This is a genomic window from Pseudomonas sp. 20P_3.2_Bac5, from assembly GCF_025466035.1.
In the GTDB taxonomy this organism is placed as follows: domain Bacteria; phylum Pseudomonadota; class Gammaproteobacteria; order Pseudomonadales; family Pseudomonadaceae; genus Aquipseudomonas.
Genome location: NZ_JANLOA010000068.1, coordinates 1 through 23,892, shown reverse-complemented (window position 1 = coordinate 23,892; position 23,892 = coordinate 1). Strand labels below are relative to the sequence as shown.

The window sequence follows — 23,892 nt, the reverse complement described above, 5'->3', positions numbered from 1 at the left end:
CCTGACACCCCTTTTTGCTCCTTTGGGTGTGCTGCCCGGTCGATGCTTCGCGCTCGACCGGGCTTTTTTATGGGCGTTTCGGGCCGAACCGCAGCGATGAGGTCCTTGACCACACCGCCCAAACCAATCCCGACAATTGCACCCGGATACCCCAACCCGCTAAGGTCGCCGCCTTGATCCCCGAGAGGCCGCCATGCACTACCTATTGATCGTCGCGCTGATCCAGGCGTTTTCCTTCAGCCTGATCGGCGAATATCTCGCTGGCCATGTCGACAGTTACTTCGCCGTGCTGGCCCGGGTCCTGCTGGCTTTGCTGGTATTCCTGCCGCTGACCCGCTGGCGCCAGGTGGAGCCGCGTTTCATGCGCGCCATGCTGCTGATCGGTGCGCTGCAGTTCGGTATCACCTATGTCTGCCTGTACCTGAGCTTCCGCGTGCTGACAGTGCCGGAAGTGCTGCTGTTCACTATCCTCACGCCGCTGCACGTGACCCTGATCGAAGACGCGCTGAACCGTCGCTTCAACCCGTGGGCGTTGATCGCGGCATTGGTGGCGGTGGCCGGCGCGGCGGTGATCCGCTTCGACAGCATCAACCCGGACTTCTTCATCGGTTTCCTGCTGCTGCAACTGGCCAACTTCACCTACGCCGCCGGCCAGGTCCTGTACAAGCACCTGATCGCGCGCCACCCCAGCGACCTGCCGCATTACCGGCGCTTCGGCTATTTCTACCTGGGTGCCTTGCTGGTGGTGCTGCCGGCGTTCCTGCTGTTCGGCAACACGCAGCATTTGCCCACAACCGACGTGCAGTGGCTGGTGCTGCTGTTTCTCGGGCTGTGCCCGACGGCGCTCGGGCTGTACTGGTGGAACAAGGGCGCTTGCCTGGTTTCCGGCGGCACCCTTGCGGTGATGAACAACCTGCATGTCCCGGTGGGGTTGCTGCTCAACCTGCTGATCTGGAATCAGCACGAGCCGCTGGGACGGTTGTTCATCGGCGGGGCGGTGATTCTCGCGTCACTGTGGCTCAGCCGGCTCGGCACCCAACGCCCGCTGCTGGCCGGGAAGACTGGCCGGTAGCAGGCCGGCGCGCAGGTCGTTGCCGCTGGGCTGCTGGTACAGGCTCAGGCCGAACTCCGGCAGCACCGCCAACAGGTAATCGAAGATATCGCCCTGGATTCGCTCGTACTCGGCCCACACCGTGGTGCGGGTGAAGCAGTAGATTTCCAGCGGAACACCCTGCGCGGTGGTCTGCATCTGGCGGACCATGCAGGTCATGTTCGGCTGAATGTCCGGGTGGCTTTTCAAGTACGCCAGGGCGAAGGCGCGGAAGGTGCCGATATTGGTCAGCCGGCGGCGGTTGGCCGACAGTTCCGCCACCTGGCCCTGGGCCTCGTTCCAGCTATGCAGCTCGCTGCGCTTGCGTGCCATGTAGTCGGTCAGCAGGCGCACTTCGCCCATGCGCCGCTCTTCCTCGGCGGTGACGAAGCGCACGCCGCCGGCATCGATGAACAGGCTGCGCTTGATCCGCCGCCCGCCCGATTGCTGCATGCCGCGCCAGTTCTTGAACGACTCGCTCATCAGGCGCCAGGTGGGGATGGAGACGATGGTCTTGTCGAAGTTCTGCACCTTCACGGTGTGCAGGGTGATGTCCACCACGTCGCCGTCGGCGCCGACCTGGGGCATTTCGATCCAGTCGCCGACCCGCAGCATGTCGTTGCTGGTCAACTGCACGCTGGCGACGAACGACAGCAGGGTGTCCTTGTAGACCAACAGGATCACCGCCGACATCGCACCCAGGCCCGACAGCAGCAACAGCGGCGAGCGGTCGATCAAGGTGGCGACGATGATGATCGTGCCGAACACGTAGAGCACCATCTTCGCCAGTTGCACGTAGCCTTTGATCGAGCGGGTGCGGGCGTGTTCGGTGCGGGCGTAGATGTCCAGCAGGGCATCGAGCAGGGCGCTCAGGGCGAGCACCAGGAACAAGATGGTGAAGGCCAGCGCCACGTTGCCGAGGAAATGCTGGCTGGTGGCGCTGAGTTCCGGCACCAGCTTCAGGCCGAATTGCACCACCAGTGACGGCGTCATCTGCGCCAGGCGGTGGAACACCTTGTTTTGCAGCAGGTCGCCAAGCCAGAGCAGCGCCGATTGGCGGCTCAGCAGCTTGATCGCGTGGAGGATGAGAAACCGCGCCACCCGCCCCAGCACCAGGGCGATGACCAGCAGCACCGCCAGGCCGAGCGCGGCGTGCAGCAGCGGTTGTTGGTCGAGGGTGCCCCAGAGGTCGAGGGCGTTTTGCCAGAACTGTTGAATAGCCATGCGCTGCGGAAATTCTCCGTAACCTTTTAAAAGAAGTGCCAATTAGAACGAATGTACCGGGCCTGCGGCAAAAAGAAATTCGGCTCGGGCGCCGGAAAACGTTACCCTATGTGGCTGAATTTCCGCTCATGCCCGAGGTTACATCCGTGTTTTCCCAATTCGCCCTGCACGAACGCCTGCTCAAAGCCGTGGCCGCACTGAACTTTGTCGAGCCTACCCCTGTGCAGGCGGCCGCCATTCCCTTGGCGCTGCAAGGGCGCGACCTGCGGGTCACGGCGAAAACCGGTAGTGGCAAGACCGCCGCATTCGTCCTACCGCTGCTCAACCGTCTGGTCGACCTGAACCAGAAACGCGTCGAGATCCGCGCACTGATCCTGCTGCCGACCCGCGAGCTGGCCCAGCAGACCCTGAAGGAAGTGGAACGTTTCTCCCAGTTCACCTTCGTCAAGGCCGGGATGATCACCGGTGGCGAGGACTTCAAGGAACAGGCCGCGATGCTGCGCAAGGTGCCTGACATCCTGATCGGCACCCCGGGCCGTCTGCTGGAGCAACTGAACGCCGGCAACCTGGATCTGAAACACGTGCAGGTGGTGATCCTCGACGAAGCCGACCGCATGCTGGACATGGGCTTCTCGGAAGACGTCGAGCGCCTGTGCGGCGAGTGCCCGAACCGTCAACAGACCCTGCTGTTCTCCGCCACCACGGGTGGCGCCGGTCTGCGCGACATGATCAGCAAGGTGCTGAAGAACCCTGAGCACCTGATGCTCAACAGCGTCAGCCAGCTCAACGAAGGCACTCGCCAGCAGATCATCACTGCCGATCACAATCAGCACAAAGAGCAGATCGCTCAGTGGTTGCTGGAAAACGAGACGTACCAGAAGGCGATCATCTTCACCAACACCCGGGTCATGGCCGACCGCATCTACGGTCACCTCGTGGCCAAGGACATGAAGGCGTTCGTGCTGCACGGCGACAAGGACCAGAAAGACCGCAAGCTGGCCATCGAACGCTTCAAGACCGGCGGCGCCAAGGTGCTGGTGGCGACTGACGTGGCTGCCCGTGGCCTGGACGTCGACGGCCTGGACCTGGTGATCAACTTCGACATGCCGCGCAGCGGCGACGAGTATGTGCACCGTATTGGTCGTACCGGTCGTGCTGGCGCCGAAGGCCTGGCGGTGTCGCTGATCTGCCACGGCGACTGGAACCTGATGTCGAGCATCGAGCGCTACCTGAAGCAGACCTTCGAGCGTCGCACCATCAAGGAAGTGAAGGGCACCTACACCGGTCCGAAGAAGGTCAAGGCGTCGGGCAAAGCGGTTGGCGTGAAGAAGAAAAAGACCGACAAGAAGGGCGACAAGAAAGCCGTGGCCAAGCGCAAGCCGACGGCCAAGCCGAAGCCTAATGCACCGCTGACCAGCTCTGATGGCCTGGCGCCGCTGAAGAAGCGCAAGCCGGCTGCTGCGGCGGAGTAAGGCTCAAGGGTCTCATCGCCGGCTTCCCGGCGCTGAGACCCTCAAATTTTCCAGCACCCTCACGTTTTCTTCTCGGCCTCCCGCAATTCCTGCAGCCGCTTGTCGATCAACTGACATTTGTCCGGCAAATCACTGGCCTCCGTGCCCAGCTTCATTCCCTGCAACTCCTCGTTGATTTCCTTGGCCTTCTGCGGGTTCTGCTCAGTCAGGCGGGTCACTTCCTTGGCCAGTTCCTCGCGTTTCTCCGTGGCTTCTTCCAGCGTGCATGCCCAGCTCGGCAGGGCGAACAGCAGGCTGGCGGTGGCGGTCAGCATCATCAGTGTCTTCATGGTCGGGCCTCGTTATCCATGGCGGGTGATGTTCCCGGTTGAGGGGCGCGCCATCGGGAAAGTTCAGTCGAACCGTGGCGCATGCGGCCGGTCACAACCTTACATACCCCCACCGAGGCCGCACCCATGAGCACCGTGTATGACTGGGACCTGATCGAACGTCTGCTGCATGAAGTCCAGAACAGTGCCGGACACAACTTCACCCCGCGCCCCTACGCCGAGCAGCACGCCGCGCAGCTTGCCGCCGATGGTGACGCGGTGCCGGACCTCGACCACCTCAAAACCCGCGCCTGCGACTATGAGCGGCTGCTGGTGGAACGCGGCTACATCGTCAGCCGGCCCGAAGAGGAGGGCGGCAATGGCGAGAACTTCGTCCTGACCGAGCGTGGTTCGCGGTTGTTGAGCCTGATCGACAGCAGCATTCCCGGCAACGATCACCCGCGCCAGGTCCTCGATGAGCAGGCCGATGCGCTGGACGAAGCGACCTTCGACGAGGTGGCCTCGAAGGCGCAGATTGCCTGAGCGAGTCAGACATATCTGGTAATAGCTGACGACAACCATCAATAATTGGCGCCAATTCTTCGCTGCCAAGAGGTTGTCATGCCATTGCCAGAAGTGGGGTGCCGCCAATGAGCGCACCCCGTCGCGATCCCGATGCCTTCGCCTTTCAGGTCATGCTGGGGCTGTGCCTGATCTGGGGCGTGCAACAGGTGATGGTCAAATGGGCCGCCGCCGATGTCGCCCCGGTGATGCAGGCGGCGACCCGTTCAGGGATCGCCGCGTTACTGGTGGGCCTGCTGATGTGCTGGCGTGGCGGCTGGGAGCACGTGGGCACCACCTGGCGCGCGGGGCTGCTGGCGGGCGCGTTGTTCGGGATCGAGTTCCTGTTCATCGCCGAGGGCCTGTCGCTGACCTCGGCGGCGCACATGTCGGTGTTCCTCTACACCGCGCCGGTCTTCACCGCCCTCGGCCTGCATTTCATGCTGCCCAGCGAGCGCCTGCGGCCGCTGCAGTGGCTGGGCATCCTGCTGGCCTTTGGCGGGATTGCGTTGGCCTTCGCCGGCGGTATTTCCCTGGATGATCTCAACGGGCCGATGTTGCTCGGCGATGCCTTCGGTGTACTCGCTGGCGCGTCCTGGGGCGCCACCACGGTGGTGGTGCGCTGCTCGCGGCTGTCTGAAGCGCCTGCGACCCTTACGCTGTTCTATCAGTTGGCGGTGGGCTTTGTCGGTCTGCTGTTGATCGCCGCCTTCAACGGCAAGCTGACCCACGTCAGCCTGACGCCCATCGCCATCGGCAGCGTGCTGTTCCAGGCGCTGGTGGTGTCGTTCTTCAGCTACTTGACCTGGTTCTGGCTGCTGCGCAAATACCTGGCGTCCAACCTTGCTGTGTTTTCCTTTATCACGCCGATCTTCGGCGTGACCTTCGGTGTGCTGTTGCTGAACGAACCGCTGAGCCTGAACTTCGTGATCGGCGCGCTGTGTGTGTTGCTCGGCATCGTCATGGTCAGCGCCGAGCAGTGGCTGCGCAGGCGTCTGCGTTCGTTGCTGGGGCAGCGCTAGAGGGTGGTTGGGTAATACGGGTACAGAGACGCCGCTGTCGAGGAGAGCCCCTGAACCTCTCCACTGCGCTGTACTATTTCTGCCCGCAGCGCGGACGGCAGCAATTGAAAGTGGATTTGTTGTTCTGCTCTGATTCTCTGGGCGTTGTTGGCAAGCGCGTCGGCTTTTCCTCCGTAGTCCAGAGCGGTCCATTCACTCCTTCGAAAACGGAGCGGTGATGCTCGTTTATGGCACTGATCAGAGCCTGTCAGGTGCGGGTGAATGACGAGTATGGGCGTTCTGATAGGTTCCAGGCCGCCAGTTCAGGACGCCCGCCAGCAACAGACCGGCGCCAGCGACCAGCAGCGCCGGTTGCAGGCTGCCGGCGAACAGGTTGCTCAGCGCCGCCAACAGCGGCCCGCCGAGCTGACCGATGGCGAAGCAGGCGGTCAGCAGGCCGGCATTGCGTTGGGTAGCGTGGGGCGCCAGTTCCCGCGAGCGCTGCATCACCAGTTGCATGCAGGCCAGGAACGGCGTGCCGCAGAAGATCACCCCCAGTGCCAGCCCCGGACCGTCGCCCATCAGGCAGGCGAACACACCGATGGCCTGCAGCCACAGTGTCACCCTCAACCAGCGCGAGGTGCTGCCCGGCCGTGGCCGGCGCAGGCTCAGCAGCATCACCCCGACCGCGGCCGCCAGGCCGAAGCCGGGCCAGAACAGGTCGGCCATCCACTGCCCGTGAAAGCGCGCGCTGGCCATCTGCGACATGAACGTCGCGGGGATTATGTAGCCTATGCCGTACAGGCCGTAGATCAGGCCCAGCAGCGGGATGCCCCGCGAAGGCGTGGCGGCCAGCGTCGGTGCCGGCGTGGTTGGCGCGTTTTCCGGTTGCGGCAGCATGGGTCGCACGGCCAGCAGCATGACCAACGCGGCAGCGGCATAGATCAGCCACAGCGGCGCCGACCCCAGCCCGTACAGGTTCGAAAACAGCGCCAGCAGCCCTGTCAGCATGATGCCCAGGCCGGGACCGGCGAACACCAGGGCGCCCAGTCGCGGCAGGTTGCTGCGCGCGGCGAGGGGTTGGCTCAGGCTGGTGATCATCACCATTACCCAGGCGCTGGCCACGCCGGTGCCGAAACGCAGCAGGGCGTGGGTGATAAAGCTGTCAGCCCAGAACGACAGCACCGTCAGCAACACGCACAACCACAGCCCGAGGTTGAGGCGCAGCCGCACTTGTTGTGGGCGGCGGGCGAGCATGGCGTCCAGCGCGCCAAGGAAGTAGCCGAGGTAGTTGGCCGCAGCGACCAGACCGGCGGCGGTCAGGCTCAACTGGCCTTCGCCGACCAGGTGCGGCAGTTGCGGGGTGAGGGCGAAACGGCCGATGCCCATTGCCATCATCAGGGCAACGAAGCTGGCCAGGAGGCGCAATGTCGGCGACATGTCCGGTATTCCTCTGCAAGGCGGGTGATGCGTTCAGACTACCGGGGGTTGCTTTTCTGAAAAATTGAATAATGATGAGCAACTTGTTCACTTTTAGAGAACGGCTATGGAACTGAGCCAGTTGCGCATCTTTCAGGCGGTCGCCGAGACCGGTTCGGTGACCCGCGCCGCCGAGCAATTGCACCGGGTGCCGTCGAACCTGTCGACGCGTTTGCGTCAGCTCGAGGAGCAACTGGGCGTGGAACTGTTCCACCGCGAGCGTCAGCGTCTGCAGTTGTCGCCGGCCGGCAAGGTGTTGCTGGACTACGCCGGGCGCATGCTGGCGCTGCACGACGAGGCGTTCGCGGCGGTGCAGGGCGGAGAACCGGCCGGCGAGTTCATCCTCGGCAGCATGTACAGCACCGCGGCAATTCACCTGCCGGGGTTGCTGGCGCGGTATCACCGGACCTATCCGGCGGTGAACCTGCAGGTGCAGACCGCGCCCAGCGGCGAGCTGCTGGAAGGGCTGCTCGCCGGTCGGCTGGACGCTGCCATGCTCGATGGGCCGCTGTCGCTGGCCGGTCTCGACGGCGTGCCGCTGTGCGAGGAAACTCTGGTGTTGATCACCGAGTCGGACCATCCGCCCGTGCGCAGCGCACGGGATGTGACGGGGCGTGCGGTGTTCACCTTCCGCAAGGGCTGTTCCTACCGCATGCGGCTGGAGGCCTGGTACGCCCATGATCACGCGGCCATGGGCCGGGCCATGGAGATCGAGTCCTACCCGAGCATGCTGGCCTGTGTGGTGGCGGGTTCCGGGGTGGCATTGATGTCGCAGTCGATGCTCGACAGCCTGCCGGGGCGCGAGAACGTCGCGGTGCACCGGTTGCAGACGCCTTTCGATCTGGCGACCACCTGGCTGGTGTGGCGGCGGGGCATGCGCGGGGCGAATCTGGATGCCTGGGTGAACCTGCAGGAAGAGGGGCGGGAAGGACCGCCTGTCGGAACGGCGCTCAGCGCTTGATGCAGGTCACGGGTGTAGGAATTTACGCAAGCGATTTGTAGGACTTGAGGCTATGATTGCTAGGAAACATCGTAGCCAAACTGGATTGGACGATGACCCTCAAGGGGGAATTATGAAAAACCTGATGATGAACTGGCTCCATGACCTCGCTGTTGCCTTGGGCCTGATCCCGCCGATGCAACCGGTACCGATCCCCAGCGACGACGAGAAGCGCAAGCGTCAGCCTCGACGTTGAAGTATTCAGAGGCCCCATCGCTGCGGTTCGGCGCCCCGAACCGCAGCGATGAGGCTCTTCATCCCAAAGAAAAAGGGCCTGCTTTGCGCAGGCCCTTCTTGTTTCAAGCCAGTTTCGCCGCATTCACTTCCGAGCGGGACATCAGGCTGACCACCACGAAGCTCACCAAGGCGATCGCCAGGCTGTAGTAGATCGGGGTGTTCGCGTCCATGCCGTCCTTGATCATGAACACCAGCGCGGTAACGAAGCCCAGCGCCATGCTGGTGATCGCGCCGCGAGTGGTGGCGCGTTTCCAGTAGATGGCGCCGATCAGCGGCACCAGCATGCCGCCCACCAGCAGGTTGTAGGCCAGGGTCAGGGCGCTGATCACGTCTTCCACCACCAGGGCGATAGCCAGCACGGCCAGGCCGGTCAGCAGGGTGAACAGGCGGTTGATCGACAGGCTCGACTGTTTGCCGCCGCGCAGCCGTGGCAGCAGGTCTTCGGTCAGAACGGTGGACGCAGCCAGCAGGCCGGCACTGGCGGTGGACATCATTGCCGCCAGCGCAGCAGCGATCACCAGTCCGCGGATGCCGTCAGGCAGGGCGGATTTGACGATGGCGGCGAAGGCGTTGTTGGCGTTGCCCAGGTCTGGCAGCAGCACGTGAGCGGCCATGCCGATCACCGCGCAGACCAGGCCGTAGATCACGCAGTACACGCCTGCGGTGGTGCCGGCGTATTTGGCGACCTTCTCGTCACGGGCGGTGAACACCCGCTGCCAGATGTCCTGGCCGATCAGGATGCCGAAGAAGTAGATCAGGAAGTAGGTGATGATCGTGTCCCAGCCGATGGTGGTCAGGCTGAAGCTGGACGCCGGCAGCTTGGCTACCAGTTGATCCCAACCGCCAACGCGGTACAGGCAGATCGGCAGCAGGACGAACATCAGGCCGACGGTCTTGATCACGAACTGGACGATGTCTGTCAGGGTCAGCGACCACATGCCGCCGATGGTCGAGTACACCACCACCACGCCGCCACCGAGCAGGATCGCACTCCAGAACGGCAGTTCGAACAGCACTTGCAGGACGGTGCCGATGGCCAGGGTCGAGGTCACGCCGATCATCAGCGCGTAGGCCAGCATGATCACGGCGCTGGCCTGACGGGCCATGGGGTTGTAGCGCTTTTCCAGCACCTGGGTGACGGTGAAGATGCGCAGGCGCAGCAGCGGTTTGGCGAGGAACAGGTTCAGGGCGATGATGCCCAGGCCCAGCGCCGCGCACAGCCAGAAACCGGAAATACCGTGCACATAGCCCAGTTTCACGGTGCCGACGGTGGACGCGCCACCCAGTACCGTTGCGGCCATGGTGCCCATGTACAGGCTCGGGCCGAGGTTACGGCCGGCCACGAGGTAGTCCTCGTGGGTCTTTGCCTTGCGCATGCCGTACCAGCCCAGTATCAGCATGCCGGCGGCATAAATCAGTACAACGAATATGTCCAAGGCCATGGGTGTCTCCAATTATCTTTTTTATGTGAGATCAATCTCGCGGTCGGGTAGGCCGCCGCGGGTCATTCTTCGTAGTGCGGCCCGTTCTTCACGGGCCGCCGTCATGGCTCCTGCCTGATATCTTTCCTTGCCTTGGCTATTAGCGACGTGCAACGCCGGGCAGAACGCAGAGCATTTCGTAAAGCAGGTTGGCGCCGAGCAACGAGGTGTTGCCGGTGGTGTCGTAGGGCGGGGACACCTCGACCAGGTCGCAGCCGATCAGGTCGAGGCCCTGGCAGCCACGGATCACTTCGATCGCCTGGATGGTGGTCAGGCCGCCGATTTCCGGGGTGCCGGTGCCGGGCGCCCAGGCCGGGTCGATGCCGTCGATGTCGAAGGACAGGTACACCGGGCCGCCGCCGACTTTCTCGCGAACTTCGGCCATCAGCGGTTCCAGCGACTTGTGCCAGCACTCTTCGGCCTGCACCACTCGGAAGCCCTGTTTGCGGCTCCAGTTGAAGTCTTCAGCGGTGTAGCCCTGGGCGCGCAGGCCGATCTGCACCACGCGGTCGCAGTCCAGCAGGCCTTCTTCGACGGCGCGGCGGAAGGTGGTGCCGTGAGCGATTTTCTCACCGAACATGTGGTCGTTGACGTCCGCGTGGGCGTCGATGTGGACCAGGCCGATCTTGCCGTGCTTTTTGTGCAGGGCGCGCAGGATCGGCAGGGTGATGGTGTGGTCGCCGCCGAGGGTCAGCGGGATGACATTGTGTTCGACGATGGTGTCGTAGGCCTCTTCGATGATGCGCACGGCGTCGAGCAGGTTGAAGGTGTTGATCGCCACGTCGCCGATGTCGGCCACCGACAGCGAGTCGAACGGGGCGGCACCGGTGGCCATGTTGTACGGACGGATCATCACCGACTCGGCGCGGATCTGCCGCGGGCCGAAGCGGGTGCCGGAGCGCAGGGAGGTGCCGATGTCCAGCGGCACGCCGATAAAGGCGGCGTCGAGGCCGGCGGGACTTTGCAGGTGGGGCAGGCGCATCATGGTTGCGATGCCGCCGAAGCGCGGCATTTCGTTGCCGCCCAGTGGTTGGTGCAGGATCTTGTCCACGGTTTCGGGCCTCATCGGTTCGATTGTTCTAGTTGTTGAAACCTGTTCTCAACACCGGCCAGCCAGCCGAAAGTGCCCTGGAACAGTTGCAGTGCGGCAAAGTCTGCAAAAGGTAGTGCCGTAGAAGAATCGCTACAGGCAAATACTTAGTTCAGGTTTTTCTGAACTATCGCTGGGAGCGGGGTTAGACTGTCGCCATTTCCGACCTGCGGACCTCCGTTTTCATGGCCTCGAACCTGCCCGATCTGAAGCTGCTGCGTATCTTCGCCAGCGTGGTGCGCCACCAGGGTTTCGCCAATGCCCAGCGCGACCTCAACCTCTCCACGTCAGCCATCAGCACCTACATGAGCCAGCTCGAGGCCGCCCTCGGCATCGTGCTGTGCCATCGCGGCCGTGGCGGCTTCAGCCTGACCAGCAAGGGCGAGCTGTTTCACCAGGAGACCTTGCGTCTGCTGGCCGAGCTGGACGGTTTCGAGCAATACGCGGCGGCGCTCAAGGGCGAGCTGCGCGGCACCCTCAACCTGGGGGTGATCGACTCCACCGTGGGCGATCGCGCCTTGCCGCTGGCCGAAGCCATCGGCGCTTACAGCCAGGAACATCCGGCGGTGCACCTGCATTTGTCGGTGTCCAGCCCCTACGAGTTACAACTGGGCGTGCAGGACAACCGCCTGGACCTCGCCATCGGCGCCTTCTCCACGCGCATGAGCGGGCTGGTTTACCAGCCGCTGTACCGCGAGCAGCACTGGCTGTATTGCAGTAACCGTCACCCTCTGTTCAGCGAGCGGCGGATTCCCGAGCAGGTCATCACCCAGCAACGGATGGTCGGACGCGGCTACTGGAGCCAGGCGGAACTGGCCCGGCACGGTTTCAAGCACAGCGCTGCGACGGTGGAAAGCATGGAGGCGCAGTTGATCCTGGTGTTGTCCGGCGCCTATATCGGCTACCTGCCGGAGCATTACGCCCAGGCCTGGGCCGATAAAGGCGACTTGCGGGTGCTATCTCCTGCGACCTTCGGTTATCAGGCGCCGTTCTCGATGATCATCCGCCGTGGTCGCAGCCGTGAACCGCTGATCCAGACCTTCCGCGACCTGCTGCGGGCGCAACTGACGCCAGCATGAGGCGAACGTCGGCGAAAATTACTTTGCGCGGGTGGTAAAAAGCACTACGAAAGCGTTAATGCTCTGCTACTACTTTTCTTGCCGTGATGAAACTTCCTCCCCACCTTGTTAGCAGGGAACGCCCAAGATGCGCATGAATTTGCCCGTCACTGAGCAGGAAAGAACCTTCCCCCAAGAGCAGCGGCTGATCTCCACCACCGACCTGAATAGCCGCATTACCTATTGCAACGATGCGTTTGTCGCCATCAGCGGGTTCACCCGCGACGAGCTGCTCCACGAGCCCCATAACCTGGTACGCCATCCCGACATGCCGCCCGCGGTGTTCGCCCATATGTGGGAGACCATCAAGGGGGGAAAACCGTGGATGGGCGTGGTCAAGAACCGCGCCAAGAACGGCGACTTCTATTGGGTCAGTGCCTATGTCACGGCCATCTACGAGAACGGTCGGATCAGTGGCTACGAGTCGGTCCGCTCGCTGCCCAGCCGGGATCAGGTGCAGCGCGCCGCGGCCTTGTACGAGCGCTTGCGCGCCGGGCGCTCACCCACCTCCTGGGCGGCGCGCACGCTGGATGTGCTCGAACATGGCTGGCCGTTGGTCGGTGCTGGCGTGGTATCGGTGATCGCCTACCTGGCCTTGCCGCAATACGCCGCTCTCGGAGTGTTAATGGCTAGCTTGCTGTCGGCCTGGTTCCTGCTGGAAAACCGCCAGAGCCGGGTGATCCGCCGTACCCTGGCCGAGCACCCCAAGGCGTTCACCAGCCCGCTGGTGGCGCTGACCTACAGCCGCAACCTGGGCCTGCAAGGGCAACTGGACCTGGCCATGATCAGCGAGGAAGCGCGCCTGCAAACGGCGCTGACCCGGCTGGTGGATGCCGGCGTCAGCGTACGAACGCGGGCGTCGCAGTCGTCGGATTTGTCCGGTGCCCAGGCGCAGATGCTCGATCGTCAGCGCAGCGAGACCGATCAGTCGGCGACGGCTATCGCGCAGATGGCGGCGACCATCCAGCAGGTGACCCAGAACGTGCAGAACACCGCGCACGCGGCGTCCGACGCCGACGAGCTGACCCGTCAGGGCAGCACGCTGGCGCAGCAGAGCTTGCGGGCGATGAGCAGCATGGCGGATGCGGTCAACGATATCGGGCAGGCGGTGCACGCCCTGGCCGAGCAGACTCAGTCCATCGGCAGCGTGGTGGACGTGATCACCTCGATCGCCGAGCAGACCAACCTGCTGGCCCTCAATGCCGCCATCGAAGCGGCACGGGCCGGCGAGCAGGGACGCGGCTTCGCCGTGGTCGCCGACGAAGTGCGCTCGCTGGCCCAGCGGACCCGGACTTCGACCGAGGAAATCCACCAGATCATCGCCTCGCTGCGTGCGGGTGCCGATCGGGCGGTGACCAGCGCGAACAAGGGCGGGCAGATCTCCCGCGACAGCGTGCACAGCGTCGAGGCGGTGCAGGTGGCGCTGAGCGGGATCAGCGAGGCGGTCAGTCGTATCACCGGCATGAGCCAGCAGATCGCCACGGCCTCCGAGCAGCAGAGCCATGTGGTGGAAGACATCAACCAACAGATCGTGCGCATTGCGCAGTTGTGCGATCACAGTGCCGGCCAGGCCAGGCAAGGGGCCGAAATCAGCCAGGAACTCGAACGCATGGCCGAGTACCTGCACGACCTGGCCGAACGGTTCAACCGCTAGTCGTATTGTCCTGCCCACAGGGATGTGGGTCTTTTCCGGGACTGCTGTGGCACACTTTGTCCGCCCAGGAGAACCCGATGTCCAGAATCCAGTGCGAGCGCTGTCAGCGTCCGCAGTCCCGTTGCCTTTGTCCCTTGATTCCGTCGCTCGACAGCCGCACCCGCGTGGTCCTGTTGCAGCACCCCGATGAAGTCCGTCATGCCCTCAATACCGCGCGCCTTGCCGCCCTTGGCCTGCGCAATGGCGAGTTGCGGGTGGGCGAGGTGTTCGAGGGGCTGGCCGAGCTGATTGCTGCGCCGGGGTATCGGGTGGGCTTGTTGTTTCCCGGTGAACAGGCGCAGCCGTTGCGGGCGTATGGCGAGGATCCGGATCCGCGTCCCTGGTTGCTGATCGTGCCGGACGGCACCTGGCGCAAGGCGCGCAAGCTGCTCTACCTGAATCCGCTGCTGGACGCATTGCCGCGAGTGACCCTGGCCTGTGTCCAGCCTTCCCGCTATCGGCTGCGCAAGGCGCCGGAAGCGGGTGCGTTGTCGACCATCGAGGCGGTGACCCAGGCGCTGAATGTGCTGGAAGGGGAAGGGCGTTTCGATGAATTGCTCAGGCCTTTCGATGCGTTGATCGAGGGGCAGATTGCGGCGATGGGGCGGGAAACGTTTGAGCGTAATCATTTGCGCTGATTTGTGAGGGCTAGACACCGCATCGCGAGCAAGCTCGCTCCTACAGTTCATTGCACCATGCCGTGGACAGTGTAGGAGCGAGCTCGCTCGCGATGGCCCTCAGCAACCCAGCCATTCCTCAGGTGAAGTCTGTGGTCGGGATCGCCTTCGCGGGGATGGGACCACTGACTAGCGTTCCCGCAACGCCTCCGTCCGCGCCTTCAGCACCGGCTTCAGCAAGTAATCCAGCACGCTCTTCTCGCCGGTAATGATGTCCACCGTCGCCACCATCCCCGGGATGATCAGCAGCGGTTTGTTGTCCCCGCCCAAATGATTTTTGTCGGTGCGCACCTGGATCATGTAGAAGGCGTTGCCCTTGTCGTCGGTGACGGTGTCGGCGCCGATCAGTTCCAGTTTGGCCTTGAGCCCACCGTAGATGGAGTAGTCGTAGGCGCTGAACTTGACCATCGCGCTCTGCCCCGGATGCAGGAAGGCGACATCCTGTGGCCGGACCTTGGCTTCGATCAGCAGGTTGTCTTCCAGCGGCACCACTTCCACCAGGTCGCTGCCGGGCTGGACCACGCCGCCGATGGTGTTGACCTTGAGCAGCTTGATGATGCCGTGCACCGGTGACACCACGGTGGTGCGGTTGACCCGGTCGTCGATGGCGACGCTGGTGGCGGTGATTTTCGACAGGTCGGTGCGTTTTTCGTTGAGTTCCTTGGCCGCTTCGGAGCGGAAACCCGCCTCGGATTCTTCGATCTTGCTCTTGATTTCCGCCACGGCCGATTCGGCCCGGGGGATCGCCAGGCTGGTGGCGTTCATCGAGCCGCGGGCTTCCACCGCGCTGCGTCTGAGGCGGAGGATTTCCACCGGCGAAATCGCCCCGGTTTTCACCAGCGGCGTCGACATGTCCAGCTCCTGCTGCAGCAGGGCCAGGCCAGAGCGGTACTGGTCCAGCTTGGAGCGGAACTCGGCCAGTTCCTGGGTCTTCTGCCGAAGTTGTTCGTTGAGGGTCTGCTTCTCGCTGTTCAGGCGGCGCTGGCGCGATTGGTACAGGGCCATTTCGTCCTCGGCCACTTGCGGCGCCTTGCTGCGCACTTCCGGGGACACCTGGAACGGCTTGCCCTCGGTCTCGGCGGACAGCCGCTCGACCTGCGCGGTAAGGGCGTAGCGGTCGGCCTCGCTTTCGCCCTTGTTGGAGCGGAAGCGCGTGTCATCCAGGCGCAGCAGGGTGTCGCCCTTGTTCACCATCTGGCCTTCGCGGACGAAAATCTCGGTGACGATGCCGCCTTCGAGGTTCTGGATCACCTGCACCTTGCTCGACGGAATCGCCTTGCCTTCGCCGGTGGTCACCTCGTCGAGCACGGCCACCTTGGCCCAGACCAGCGCAACTAGCAGCAGCGTCGCCGCCAGCCACACGGTGAGCCGCGAGCGGCGCGGGGAGTCCTGCAGGGTGGCGTTCGTCAGGTCCGGCAGGTACTCGTGCTCGGCGGTCTTGTTGAAACTCTGGAAGTAGCTGCGTAGTGCGGACATCTCGCACCTCTGTGTAGGACTAAAGGGCTTGACCGATACGGCCCTTGCGCAGGGCGTCGATCACCGCATCCTTGGCGCCGTCGGCAACGATCTTGCCGTTGTCCAGTACCAGCAGGCGGTCAACCAGGCTGAGCATCGAGGTGCGATGGGTGACCAGCAACAGGGTTTTGCCCTCGATCCAGCCGTGCAGGCGATTGCGCAGTTGTTCTTCGCTGCTGTTGTCCATGTGGCTGGTGGGTTCGTCCAGCACCATGATCGGCGGCTCCAGCAGCATCGCCCGGGCCAGCAGCACGGCCTGGCGCTGGCCGCCGGAGAGCAGTTGGCCGCGCTCGCCCAGCGGACGGTCGAAGCCGCGCGGGTGTTGCCGGGCCAGCTCGCTGACGCCGGTCAGTTCGGCGACTTCGAGCATCCGCGCGTCACTCACGTAGCGCGCCCCCAGGGTCAGGTTGTCGCGCAGGCTGCCGGCCAGCAGCGGCAGGTCGTGGGCGACGTAGCCGAGTTGCTGGCGCAGATCGGTAATGTCCAGTTGGCGCAGGTCGAGGTTGTCCAGCAGGATCTGGCCTTCGTCCGGCTCGTAGAAGCCCATCACCAACCGCGCCAGGGTGCTCTTGCCCGAACCGCTGCGGCCGATGATGCCGATACGCTCGCCCGGCTTGACGCTGAAGCTGACGTTGTTCAGCGCCGGCGCGGTTTGCCCGGGATAGCGGAAGCTCACCCGGCTCACTTCCAGCGCCCCTTGCAGGCGGGTGTGCTCCAGCGGTTGCTGGTCGCTGCGACGTTCCTGCGGCAGGGCCATCAGGGCGTCGGTGCTGCGCATGGTCAATTGCGCCTGTTGATAACGAGTGATCAGCCCGGCGATCTGCCCCAGCGGCGCGAGCACCCGGCTGCCGAGCATGTAGCAGGCGACCAGGGCGCCGACGCTGAGGCTGCCGGCGATGATGCTGTAAACCCCGGCGACGATGGTGGCCATCCCGCAGAACTGCTGGATGAACAGCGTGCCGTTGGTGGCCAGGGCCGAGAGTTTGCGGGCGTGGACGTCCAGTTGGGTGAGGGCGCCATGGGTGCTTTCCCACTGGTACTGGCGCTCGCTTTCGGCGCCGCAGGCCTTGAGGGTTTCCAGGCCGCCGAGGGTTTCGATCAGCAGTGCCTGGCGCACCGCGCCGAGGCTCAGGCTTTTCTGCACGGTGTCGCGCAGGCGCACCTGGATCAGCAGGGCGAAGACGATGGTCACCGGGAACGCGATCAGTGGAATCATCACCAGCCAGCCGCCGAGCAGGCCGATAACCGCGAGCATCAGCACCACGAAGGGCAGGTCGATAACGCTGGTCAGGGTTACCGCGGTGAGGAATTCGCGCAGGCCCTGGAAGTCGTGGATGCTCTGGGCGAAGCCGCCGATGGTGGCCGGGCGGGCTTTCATCGACATGCCGGTGATGCGTTCGAACAGGGTTGCCGAGAGGATCATGTCGGTCTTCTTGCCGGCCTGATCGAGCAGGTGCGCACGGACCACGCGCAGCACCAGTTCGAACAGGGTGCCGATCAACAGACCGATGACCAACACCCAGAGGGTCGAGGTGGCCTGGTTCGGCACCACGCGGTCGTAGGTCTGCATCACGAACAGCGGCACCATCAGGCCCAGCAGGTTGATCAGCAGGCTGGCCAGCAGGGCGTCGCTGTACAGCCAGCGGGATTGTTTGAGGGTGTCGCGAAACCACGCATTGACCCGCGGCACCAGCGGGTTGCGCAGGTCTTCAAGTTCATGCCGGGGGCGGGCGAAAAGGACCTGGCCCGCGTAGGCCTCGTCCAGTTCCTGACGGCTGACCCACTGCTCGCCGCCGTCGGCTTCGCAAGGCAGGATCAGCGCCTGATCGCCCTCTTTCCAGCGCTGCAGCACCGCGCAACGGCCATCCTTGAATAGCAGCAGTACGGGCAGGTTGAGCGCGGAAATCGCGCCCAGCTCACGGCGTAGCACGCGCGCCTGCAAGCCGGCACGCGCCGCCGCGCGCGGCAGCAGATCGACGCTCAGGCGTTGTTGCGGCAGCGGCAGGCCGCTGCTCAGGCTGGCGCGGCTGGCCGTGCAACCGTGCAGCTTGCAGAGAATCAACAGCCCATCGAGTAACGGATCATCGAAACTCTGGCGTTGGTCCGCCGAGTTCGCCGGTTGCATGCTGGTCACAATGGCCTACTCCTCAGTCGAGGCGGCGGAAAATACTCAACGCATTTCAGGCAACCGCGCGTCGGTCTTGACGTCGCTCTGGGCGACGGCTTCAGGCGGCAGCGAGATTTTCTGCTTGCTCAGCAGTTCGCCCATGTTGGCCAGCAGCCGATAGCCGGAGAACTCCTCGATGTAGCGCACTTCGACGTAGCGCCGGTTGGCGTTATACAGCTCGTTTTCGCTGTCGAGCACGTCGAGCAGGGTACGTTGGCCGAGGCCGAACTGGTCCTGGTAGGCCGCGCGCACACGGGTGGTGGTCTCGGCGTACTGGCGGGCCGATGGGGTCTGTTTGGCAGCGTTCTGCAGGGCGTTCCAGGACAGCGACAGGTCCTCGGTGAGGGTGCGCAGCGCGTTGTTGCGGATGTCCATGGCCTGGTTGATCTTGTGCGCGTCGGACTGCAGGCGGGCTTTGTCGCTGCCGCCGCGGAACAGGTTGTAGGTCATCACCACGCCGGCGTGCCAGTCGGTATTGGCATGCCCGGGCTCGCCGCCCAGGTTGTTGTTGGCGGCGGTGGACAGCTCGGCGTCCAGGCGCGGGTAGAACGGCGACTTCGCCACTTCATATTGTTGCTCGGCAGCCTGGATGTCGGCCTGGGCCGATTTCAGGTAGGGGTTGTTCGCCAGCATGTCCTGGCGAGCGTCGACCAGGCTTGTGGGGATTTCGCCCTTGATCGAGGGCGGGGCTTCCAGCTCGTCGGCGGTGCGGCCGGTGACGCTGAAGAAATTCGCCTCGGCATCGGCCAGGTCGACTTCCGCGGTGTACAGGTTGTTTTCCGCCAGTGCCCGGCGGGCGGTGGATTGGTCGAGGTCAGCGGTACTGCCGACGCCGCGCTCGCTGCGCAGGCCGATCTGATCGTTGACCCGCAAGTGGGCCTGCAGGTTGTTCTTGGCCAGGGTCACCAGTTCGCGGCGCTTGAGCACTTCGAGGTACACCTCGATGGCGCGCAGGGCGATGGTCTGCGAGGTGGCTTGCAGGTAGTAGGCGCGGGAATTGACCACCGCCTCGGTGCGGGCCACTTCATTGGAGGTGTTGAAACCGTCAAACAGCATCTGCCGCAGGCGCAGTTCCGACTGGGTGTAGTTCAGGGATTCCTTGTTGTGGTTGCGCGTGCCGTCGGCATTGATACCGCGGGTGTTGGTGTTGTCCGAGCGCTCACGGCCGTAGCCGGCGACCAGATCGACGCTCGGGTAGTAACCACCGCGAGCGAACTTCACATCTTCATCGGCGGACAACCTGCTGTTTATTCCCGCCTTGGCTTCCGGGTGGTAATCCACCGCGCTTTGCACTGCTTCCTGCAAAGACATTGCCTGGGCATTGGCACAGGTCATGGCCAGTAAAACTGCACTGGTGAGGGGGGTCAAAACGCGCATGGGTTACTTCTCCCTGAGTTTCATTTTTAGGTGCTGCATCGCCAATAAAATGACGAAAAATTGAGTTCAAACCGTTTCAGGCTTGTAACAACAGAGCTAAGAACATTTGCACGCAAAGCTAAGAAGAAATTTTCATAAGGGTTATGCGAAAAAAAACTTATGCGGTCTAAGGAAACCGGCACATTGTTTAACCCACGCGCCACGTATACCGGGCGCTGAAGCGCTTTTTTACTGGCGTCAGAAAGTTTTCAGATGGTTTTTCGGCATAGGGCATGGAAAGAGTGGAGGGGAGGGGAAACACCGCAAATCTTGGCGACGGAAATTTGGCGCAAGGCCAGTTGCCAGTAGGTGTTCTCTATCCGCTGCGGCGACATCGATCGGGATCGTGGATTTCCCCTGGAATCCCCCGGTCCTGATGGTCGCGGGTACTTCGAACCGGGCGCTGATTGATGTGGCCCGCACACGAGATGCCACGCACTTTCCTGCAGAACTCGGCGGTGGAGGAGTGGGTACATGGCTCAGTCAATCGGTGTGGTCAGCAAGGTGGTCGGTCTGGTGTTCGCGGTCGCGAGTGACGGAACCCGGCGGGCATTGGTCGAAGGCGATCGCCTGTTCGTCGGCGAACAACTGGAGACCGGCGCGGCTGGAGCGGTGGCGGTCCACCTGGCCAACGGCGGGGAACTGACCCTGGGCCGCGACAGCAGCCTGACCCTCTCCAGCAACCTGCTGAACCATCACGCGCCTCACGTGCAAGCCCCGGATGTCGTGACCCCGACTGAAGCGCAATTGAGCGACGTCGAGAGACTCCAGCAAGCCATCGCCGCCGGGGGCGACCCGACCCAGGATGCCGAGGCGACCGCCGCCGGCCCGGGCAACGGCGCGCCCGGTGCGCTGGGCGGCGGCCACAGCTTCGTGCTGTTGACCGAAGTGGGCGGCCGGGTCGATCCGGTCATTGGTTTTCCCACCGCCGGCTTCAACTTCCAGGGCGACCTGGTGGACCTGCGCACCGGTGATGTGACGCACGACCAGCCTTTCGCTCCCTTGGTGAACAACCCCATCAGCCTGAATGGCCTGGCGGTGCAGGGCGGCGAGGTCATCGTCAACGAAGCCAACCTGCCACTGGGTTCGGCGAGCAATGCCGGGGCCCTGACCCAGGGCGGAACCTTCACCGTGGTCGCGCCGGATGGTGTCTTCAACCTCAATGTCGGTGGCGTGAATGTGCTGACGGCCGGTGTTGTCACAGGTGTAGGACAGTCCTTCACCACCGGTACAGGCAACGTCCTGACCATCACCACCTACGATCCGGCCAGCGGCACCGTCGGCTACACCTACACCTTGACCACCGCCGGCAGTTCGCTGGGCGAGAGCATCCCGGTCACGGCCAGTGACAGCAATGGCGATGTCACCAGCGGCAGCCTCGATGTCACCATCCTCGACGATGTGCCGCGGGCGGTGGACGACACCAATGCCTCGGTGGCCACGGAAGCCTCGACGGTGCTGACCGGCAACGTCCTGCCCAACGATATCCAGGGCGCCGATCGCACGCCCAATCCGATCATTCCGGGGACGTTCACCGGCACCTACGGCACGCTCGTACTGGCGGCGGACGGCTCCTACACCTACACCCTGAATCCCTCGGACCCGGACTTCATCAACCTTCACGGTGGTGGTCACGCGACCGAGACCTTTACCTACACGCTGACCGATGCCGATGGCGACACCAGCAACGCCAACCTCGTGCTCAACATCACCAACCTGGATGATCCGGTGGTGCTGGGTGGGGTGGGGACCAATGCCGGAGCGATCACCGTCTTCGAGAAAAACCTGAGTACCGGCAGCAGCCCGGATGCGGCCGCGCTGACCCAGACCGGCAGCTTTACCGTCACCGCGGCGGATGGCCTGCAGACCCTGAGCGTGGGAGGTATCAACGTTATTTCCGGCGGCGTGGCGGTCACTTTCCCGCAAACCGTGACGACACCTCTGGGCAATACCCTGACCGTCACCGGCTACAACCCGGGCACCGGCGTGGTGACCTACAGCTACACCTTGCTGGACAGCGAAACCCATCCGGCTGGCAACGGCGCCAACACCCTGACGGAAAGCTTCACCGTAGTTGCCAGCGATACCGATGGCAGCTCCAGCACTGCCAACCTGAACGTGCTCATCGTCGATGATCAGCCTGTCGCGGTGGCGGACAGCAATGCGTCGGTCGCTACCGAAGTATCAACGGTGCTGACGGGGAATGTGCTGACCAACGACATTCAAGGCGCCGACCGGGTAACCGGACCGATTACTGCGGGCACCTTCACCGGCACCTACGGCACGCTCGTACTGGCTGCGGATGGTTCCTACACCTATACGCTGAATCCTGCCGATCCGGACTTCTTCAATCTGCATGGCGGCGGGAATGGGACCGAGACCTTTGCCTACACCCTCACCGATGCGGATGGCGATACCAGTACTGCCAACCTGGTGCTGAACATCACCAACCTCAACGATCCGGTGACGCTGACGGGCCTGGATAGCGCCGGCGGCGAACTGAGTGTCTACGAGAAGAACCTGAGTGATGGCAGCAGCCCGGATGCCGGGGCATTGACGCAGACGGGCACCTTCACCATCAGTGCGCCGGATGGCCTGCAGACCCTGAGTGTCGGCGGCATCAATGTGATCAGCGGCGGCGTGGCGGCCGGCTTCCCGCAATCCACCACCACCTTGCTCGGTAACACCCTGACCGTCACCGGCTACAACCCGGGCACCGGCGTGGTGACCTACAGCTACACCCTGCTGGATAACGAAGCGCATCCGAATGCCGGCGGCACCAACAGCCTGACCGAAAGCTTCAGTGTTATCGCCACCGATACCGATGGCAGCAGCACCAGCGGCAGTATCGACGTGAACGTTGTTGACGATGTGCCGACGGCTGCGGCGGATACCAATGCATCGGTTGCTACTGAGGTTGCCACGGTCCTGACGGGGAATGTGCTGACCAATGACATTCAAGGGGCCGACCGGGTTACCGGACCGATCACAGCGGGCACCTTCACGGGGACCTACGGCACGTTGGTTCTGGCTGCGGATGGGTCTTACACCTACACGCTGAATCCTGCGGATCCGGACTTCTTCAATTTGCATGGTGGCGGTACTGGCACTGAGACCTTTGCCTACACCCTGACCGATGCGGATGGTGATACCAGCACTGCGAATCTGGTTCTGGATATCAAGAACCTGAACGATCCAGTCACTCTCAATGGCCTCGATGCTGCGGGTGGTGAGCTGACGGTTTACGAGAAAAATCTTAGCGACGGCAGCAACCCGAACACGCCGGCATTGACCCAAACCGGCACCTTTACCGTCACCGCTCCGGATGGTTTGCAGACCTTAAGCGTGGGCGGCATCAACGTTGTTTCTGGTGGTGTGGCGGCTGGTTTCCCACAAACCGCCACGACGCCTTTGGGCAATACGCTGACCGTCACCGGCTACAACGCAAGTACCGGCGCGGTGACCTACAGCTACACCCTGCTGGATAACGAGGCTCACCCAAACGCTGGCGGCATCAACAGCCTCACCGAAAGTTTCACCGTCACCGCGACGGATACCGATGGCAGCACCAGCAGCGGCAGCCTCGACGTGAACATCGTCGACGATGTGCCGACGGCTGCGCCGGATACCAATGCGTCGGTTGCTACCGAGGCGGCGACGGTATTGACGGGGAATGTGCTGACTAATGACGTTCAGGGCGCTGACCGAGTTGTTGGACCGATCATCGCGGGCACCTTCACGGGGACCTACGGCACGTTGGTTCTGGCGGCGGATGGTTCTTACACCTACACGCTGAATCCTGGCGATCCGGATTTCTTCAATTTGCATGGTGGCGGTACGGGTACCGAGACGTTTGCCTACACCCTGACCGATGCGGATGGCGATACCAGCACTGCGAATCTGGTTCTGGATATCAAGAACCTGAACGACTCAGTCACCCTCAACGGCCTCGATACCGCGGGTGGTGAACTGACGGTCTACGAGAAAAACCTCAGCGACGGCAGCAACCCGAACACACTGGCACTGACCCAAACCGGGACCTTTACCGTCACCGCTCCGGATGGTTTGCAGATTTTAAGCGTGGGCGGCATCAACGTCGTTTCTGGTGGTGTAGCCTCCGGTTTCCCACAAACTGCCACGACTCCGCTGGGTAACACGCTGACCGTCACCGGTTACAACGCAAGCACCGGCGTGGTGACCTACAGCTACACCTTGCTGGATAACGAAGCCCATCCAAACGCTGGCGGCATCAACAACCTGACCGAGAGCTTCACGGTCACCGCGACGGACACCGATGGCAGCACCTCCAGCGGAAGCCTCGATGTAAACATCGTCGACGACGTACCAACCGCTGCGCCTGACA

General features: G+C 63.3%; 17 protein-coding genes and 2 pseudogenes. 11 read left to right on the top strand and 8 right to left on the bottom strand.

Annotated features, from left to right (window positions below):
* The first annotated feature begins 193 nt into the window (after positions 1-193).
* The gene (locus tag NTD88_RS12515) at positions 194-1,072 is read left to right on the top strand and encodes a carboxylate/amino acid/amine transporter (RefSeq protein ID WP_262130172.1); all 879 of its coding nucleotides are present in this window, start codon (positions 194-196) and stop codon (positions 1,070-1,072) included.
* Here the strand turns inward: NTD88_RS12515 and NTD88_RS12510 are convergent.
* Complete coding sequence (locus NTD88_RS12510; RefSeq protein WP_262155280.1) at positions 1,010-2,314, bottom strand: mechanosensitive ion channel family protein; 1,305 nt, start codon at positions 2,312-2,314, stop codon at positions 1,010-1,012. The two genes, NTD88_RS12515 and NTD88_RS12510, sit on opposite strands and share 63 nt — an antisense overlap.
* A 146-nt stretch (positions 2,315-2,460) precedes the next feature.
* Here NTD88_RS12510 and NTD88_RS12505 point away from each other — a divergent pair, with 146 nt between their 5' ends.
* On the top strand, positions 2,461-3,786 hold the full coding sequence (locus tag NTD88_RS12505; protein WP_095154328.1) for a DEAD/DEAH box helicase: 1,326 nt from the start codon (positions 2,461-2,463) through the stop codon (positions 3,784-3,786).
* Positions 3,787-3,845: 59 nt separating this feature from the next.
* Here the strand turns inward: NTD88_RS12505 and NTD88_RS12500 are convergent, their stop codons facing one another.
* On the bottom strand, positions 3,846-4,115 hold the full coding sequence (locus NTD88_RS12500; protein ID WP_095153863.1) for a hypothetical protein: 270 nt from the start codon (positions 4,113-4,115) through the stop codon (positions 3,846-3,848).
* A gap of 126 nt (positions 4,116-4,241) precedes the next feature.
* Between NTD88_RS12500 and NTD88_RS12495 the strand changes: the two genes are divergently transcribed.
* Together NTD88_RS12495 and NTD88_RS12490 are read left to right on the top strand one after the other, a co-directional pair.
* Complete coding sequence (locus tag NTD88_RS12495) at positions 4,242-4,637, top strand: transcriptional regulator (RefSeq protein WP_095153862.1); 396 nt, start codon at positions 4,242-4,244, stop codon at positions 4,635-4,637.
* A gap of 107 nt (positions 4,638-4,744) precedes the next feature.
* On the top strand, positions 4,745-5,677 hold the full coding sequence (locus NTD88_RS12490; RefSeq protein ID WP_262155279.1) for a DMT family transporter: 933 nt from the start codon (positions 4,745-4,747) through the stop codon (positions 5,675-5,677).
* A gap of 237 nt (positions 5,678-5,914) precedes the next feature.
* Here NTD88_RS12490 and NTD88_RS12485 read toward each other — a convergent pair whose 3' ends face one another.
* Positions 5,915-7,096, bottom strand: a complete 1,182-nt coding sequence (locus tag NTD88_RS12485) for an MFS transporter (RefSeq protein WP_262155278.1) — start codon at positions 7,094-7,096, stop codon at positions 5,915-5,917.
* A gap of 106 nt (positions 7,097-7,202) precedes the next feature.
* On the opposite strand from NTD88_RS12485, the gene ptrR reads away from it, so the two are divergent.
* Positions 7,203-8,096 (top strand): putrescine utilization regulator PtrR, encoded by an 894-nt coding sequence (ptrR, locus tag NTD88_RS12480; RefSeq protein WP_095153859.1) that lies wholly within the window; start codon positions 7,203-7,205, stop codon positions 8,094-8,096.
* A gap of 112 nt (positions 8,097-8,208) precedes the next feature.
* Complete coding sequence (locus NTD88_RS12475) at positions 8,209-8,331, top strand: PA1414 family protein (RefSeq protein WP_256587674.1); 123 nt, start codon at positions 8,209-8,211, stop codon at positions 8,329-8,331.
* Positions 8,332-8,434: 103 nt separating this feature from the next.
* On the opposite strand, the gene NTD88_RS12470 is transcribed toward NTD88_RS12475, so the two are convergent.
* The gene (locus NTD88_RS12470; RefSeq protein WP_095153858.1) at positions 8,435-9,814 is read right to left on the bottom strand and encodes a sodium:solute symporter; all 1,380 of its coding nucleotides are present in this window, start codon (positions 9,812-9,814) and stop codon (positions 8,435-8,437) included.
* A 139-nt stretch (positions 9,815-9,953) separates the two neighbouring features.
* Positions 9,954-10,904, bottom strand: coding sequence for an agmatinase (gene speB / locus NTD88_RS12465; RefSeq protein ID WP_095154326.1), 951 nt, complete (start codon positions 10,902-10,904; stop codon positions 9,954-9,956).
* Positions 10,905-11,128: 224 nt separating this feature from the next.
* Here speB and NTD88_RS12460 point away from each other — a divergent pair, with 224 nt between their 5' ends.
* The 4 genes and pseudogenes from NTD88_RS12460 (at position 11,129) to NTD88_RS12450 (ending at position 14,392) form a co-directional block, all read left to right on the top strand.
* Positions 11,129-12,022 (top strand): LysR family transcriptional regulator, encoded by an 894-nt coding sequence (locus NTD88_RS12460; protein ID WP_110973354.1) that lies wholly within the window; start codon positions 11,129-11,131, stop codon positions 12,020-12,022.
* Between the two features lie 127 nt (positions 12,023-12,149).
* Positions 12,150-12,431 (top strand): annotated as a pseudogene (locus tag NTD88_RS29220) (PAS domain-containing protein); the annotation flags it as partial.
* Positions 12,432-12,740: 309 nt separating this feature from the next.
* A pseudogene (locus NTD88_RS29215) lies at positions 12,741-13,715 on the top strand (methyl-accepting chemotaxis protein); the annotation flags it as partial.
* Positions 13,716-13,792: 77 nt separating this feature from the next.
* The gene (locus tag NTD88_RS12450) at positions 13,793-14,392 is read left to right on the top strand and encodes a tRNA-uridine aminocarboxypropyltransferase (protein WP_095153855.1); all 600 of its coding nucleotides are present in this window, start codon (positions 13,793-13,795) and stop codon (positions 14,390-14,392) included.
* A 168-nt stretch (positions 14,393-14,560) separates the two neighbouring features.
* Here the strand turns inward: NTD88_RS12450 and NTD88_RS12445 are convergent, their stop codons facing one another.
* From NTD88_RS12445 to NTD88_RS12435, 3 genes are read right to left on the bottom strand one after another with little or no spacing between them, the layout of a single operon-like run.
* Positions 14,561-15,907 (bottom strand): HlyD family type I secretion periplasmic adaptor subunit, encoded by a 1,347-nt coding sequence (locus NTD88_RS12445; protein WP_262155276.1) that lies wholly within the window; start codon positions 15,905-15,907, stop codon positions 14,561-14,563.
* Between the two features lie 19 nt (positions 15,908-15,926).
* Entirely contained in the window at positions 15,927-18,071 is a 2,145-nt protein-coding gene (locus NTD88_RS12440; RefSeq protein ID WP_410017275.1) for a type I secretion system permease/ATPase, read from the bottom strand.
* Positions 18,072-18,116: 45 nt separating this feature from the next.
* Entirely contained in the window at positions 18,117-19,490 is a 1,374-nt protein-coding gene (locus NTD88_RS12435) for a TolC family outer membrane protein (RefSeq protein WP_095153852.1), read from the bottom strand.
* A gap of 513 nt (positions 19,491-20,003) precedes the next feature.
* Here NTD88_RS12435 and NTD88_RS12430 point away from each other — a divergent pair.
* The coding region (locus NTD88_RS12430) for a retention module-containing protein (RefSeq protein WP_262155274.1) at positions 20,004-23,892 on the top strand (3,889 nt) is incomplete at its 3' end.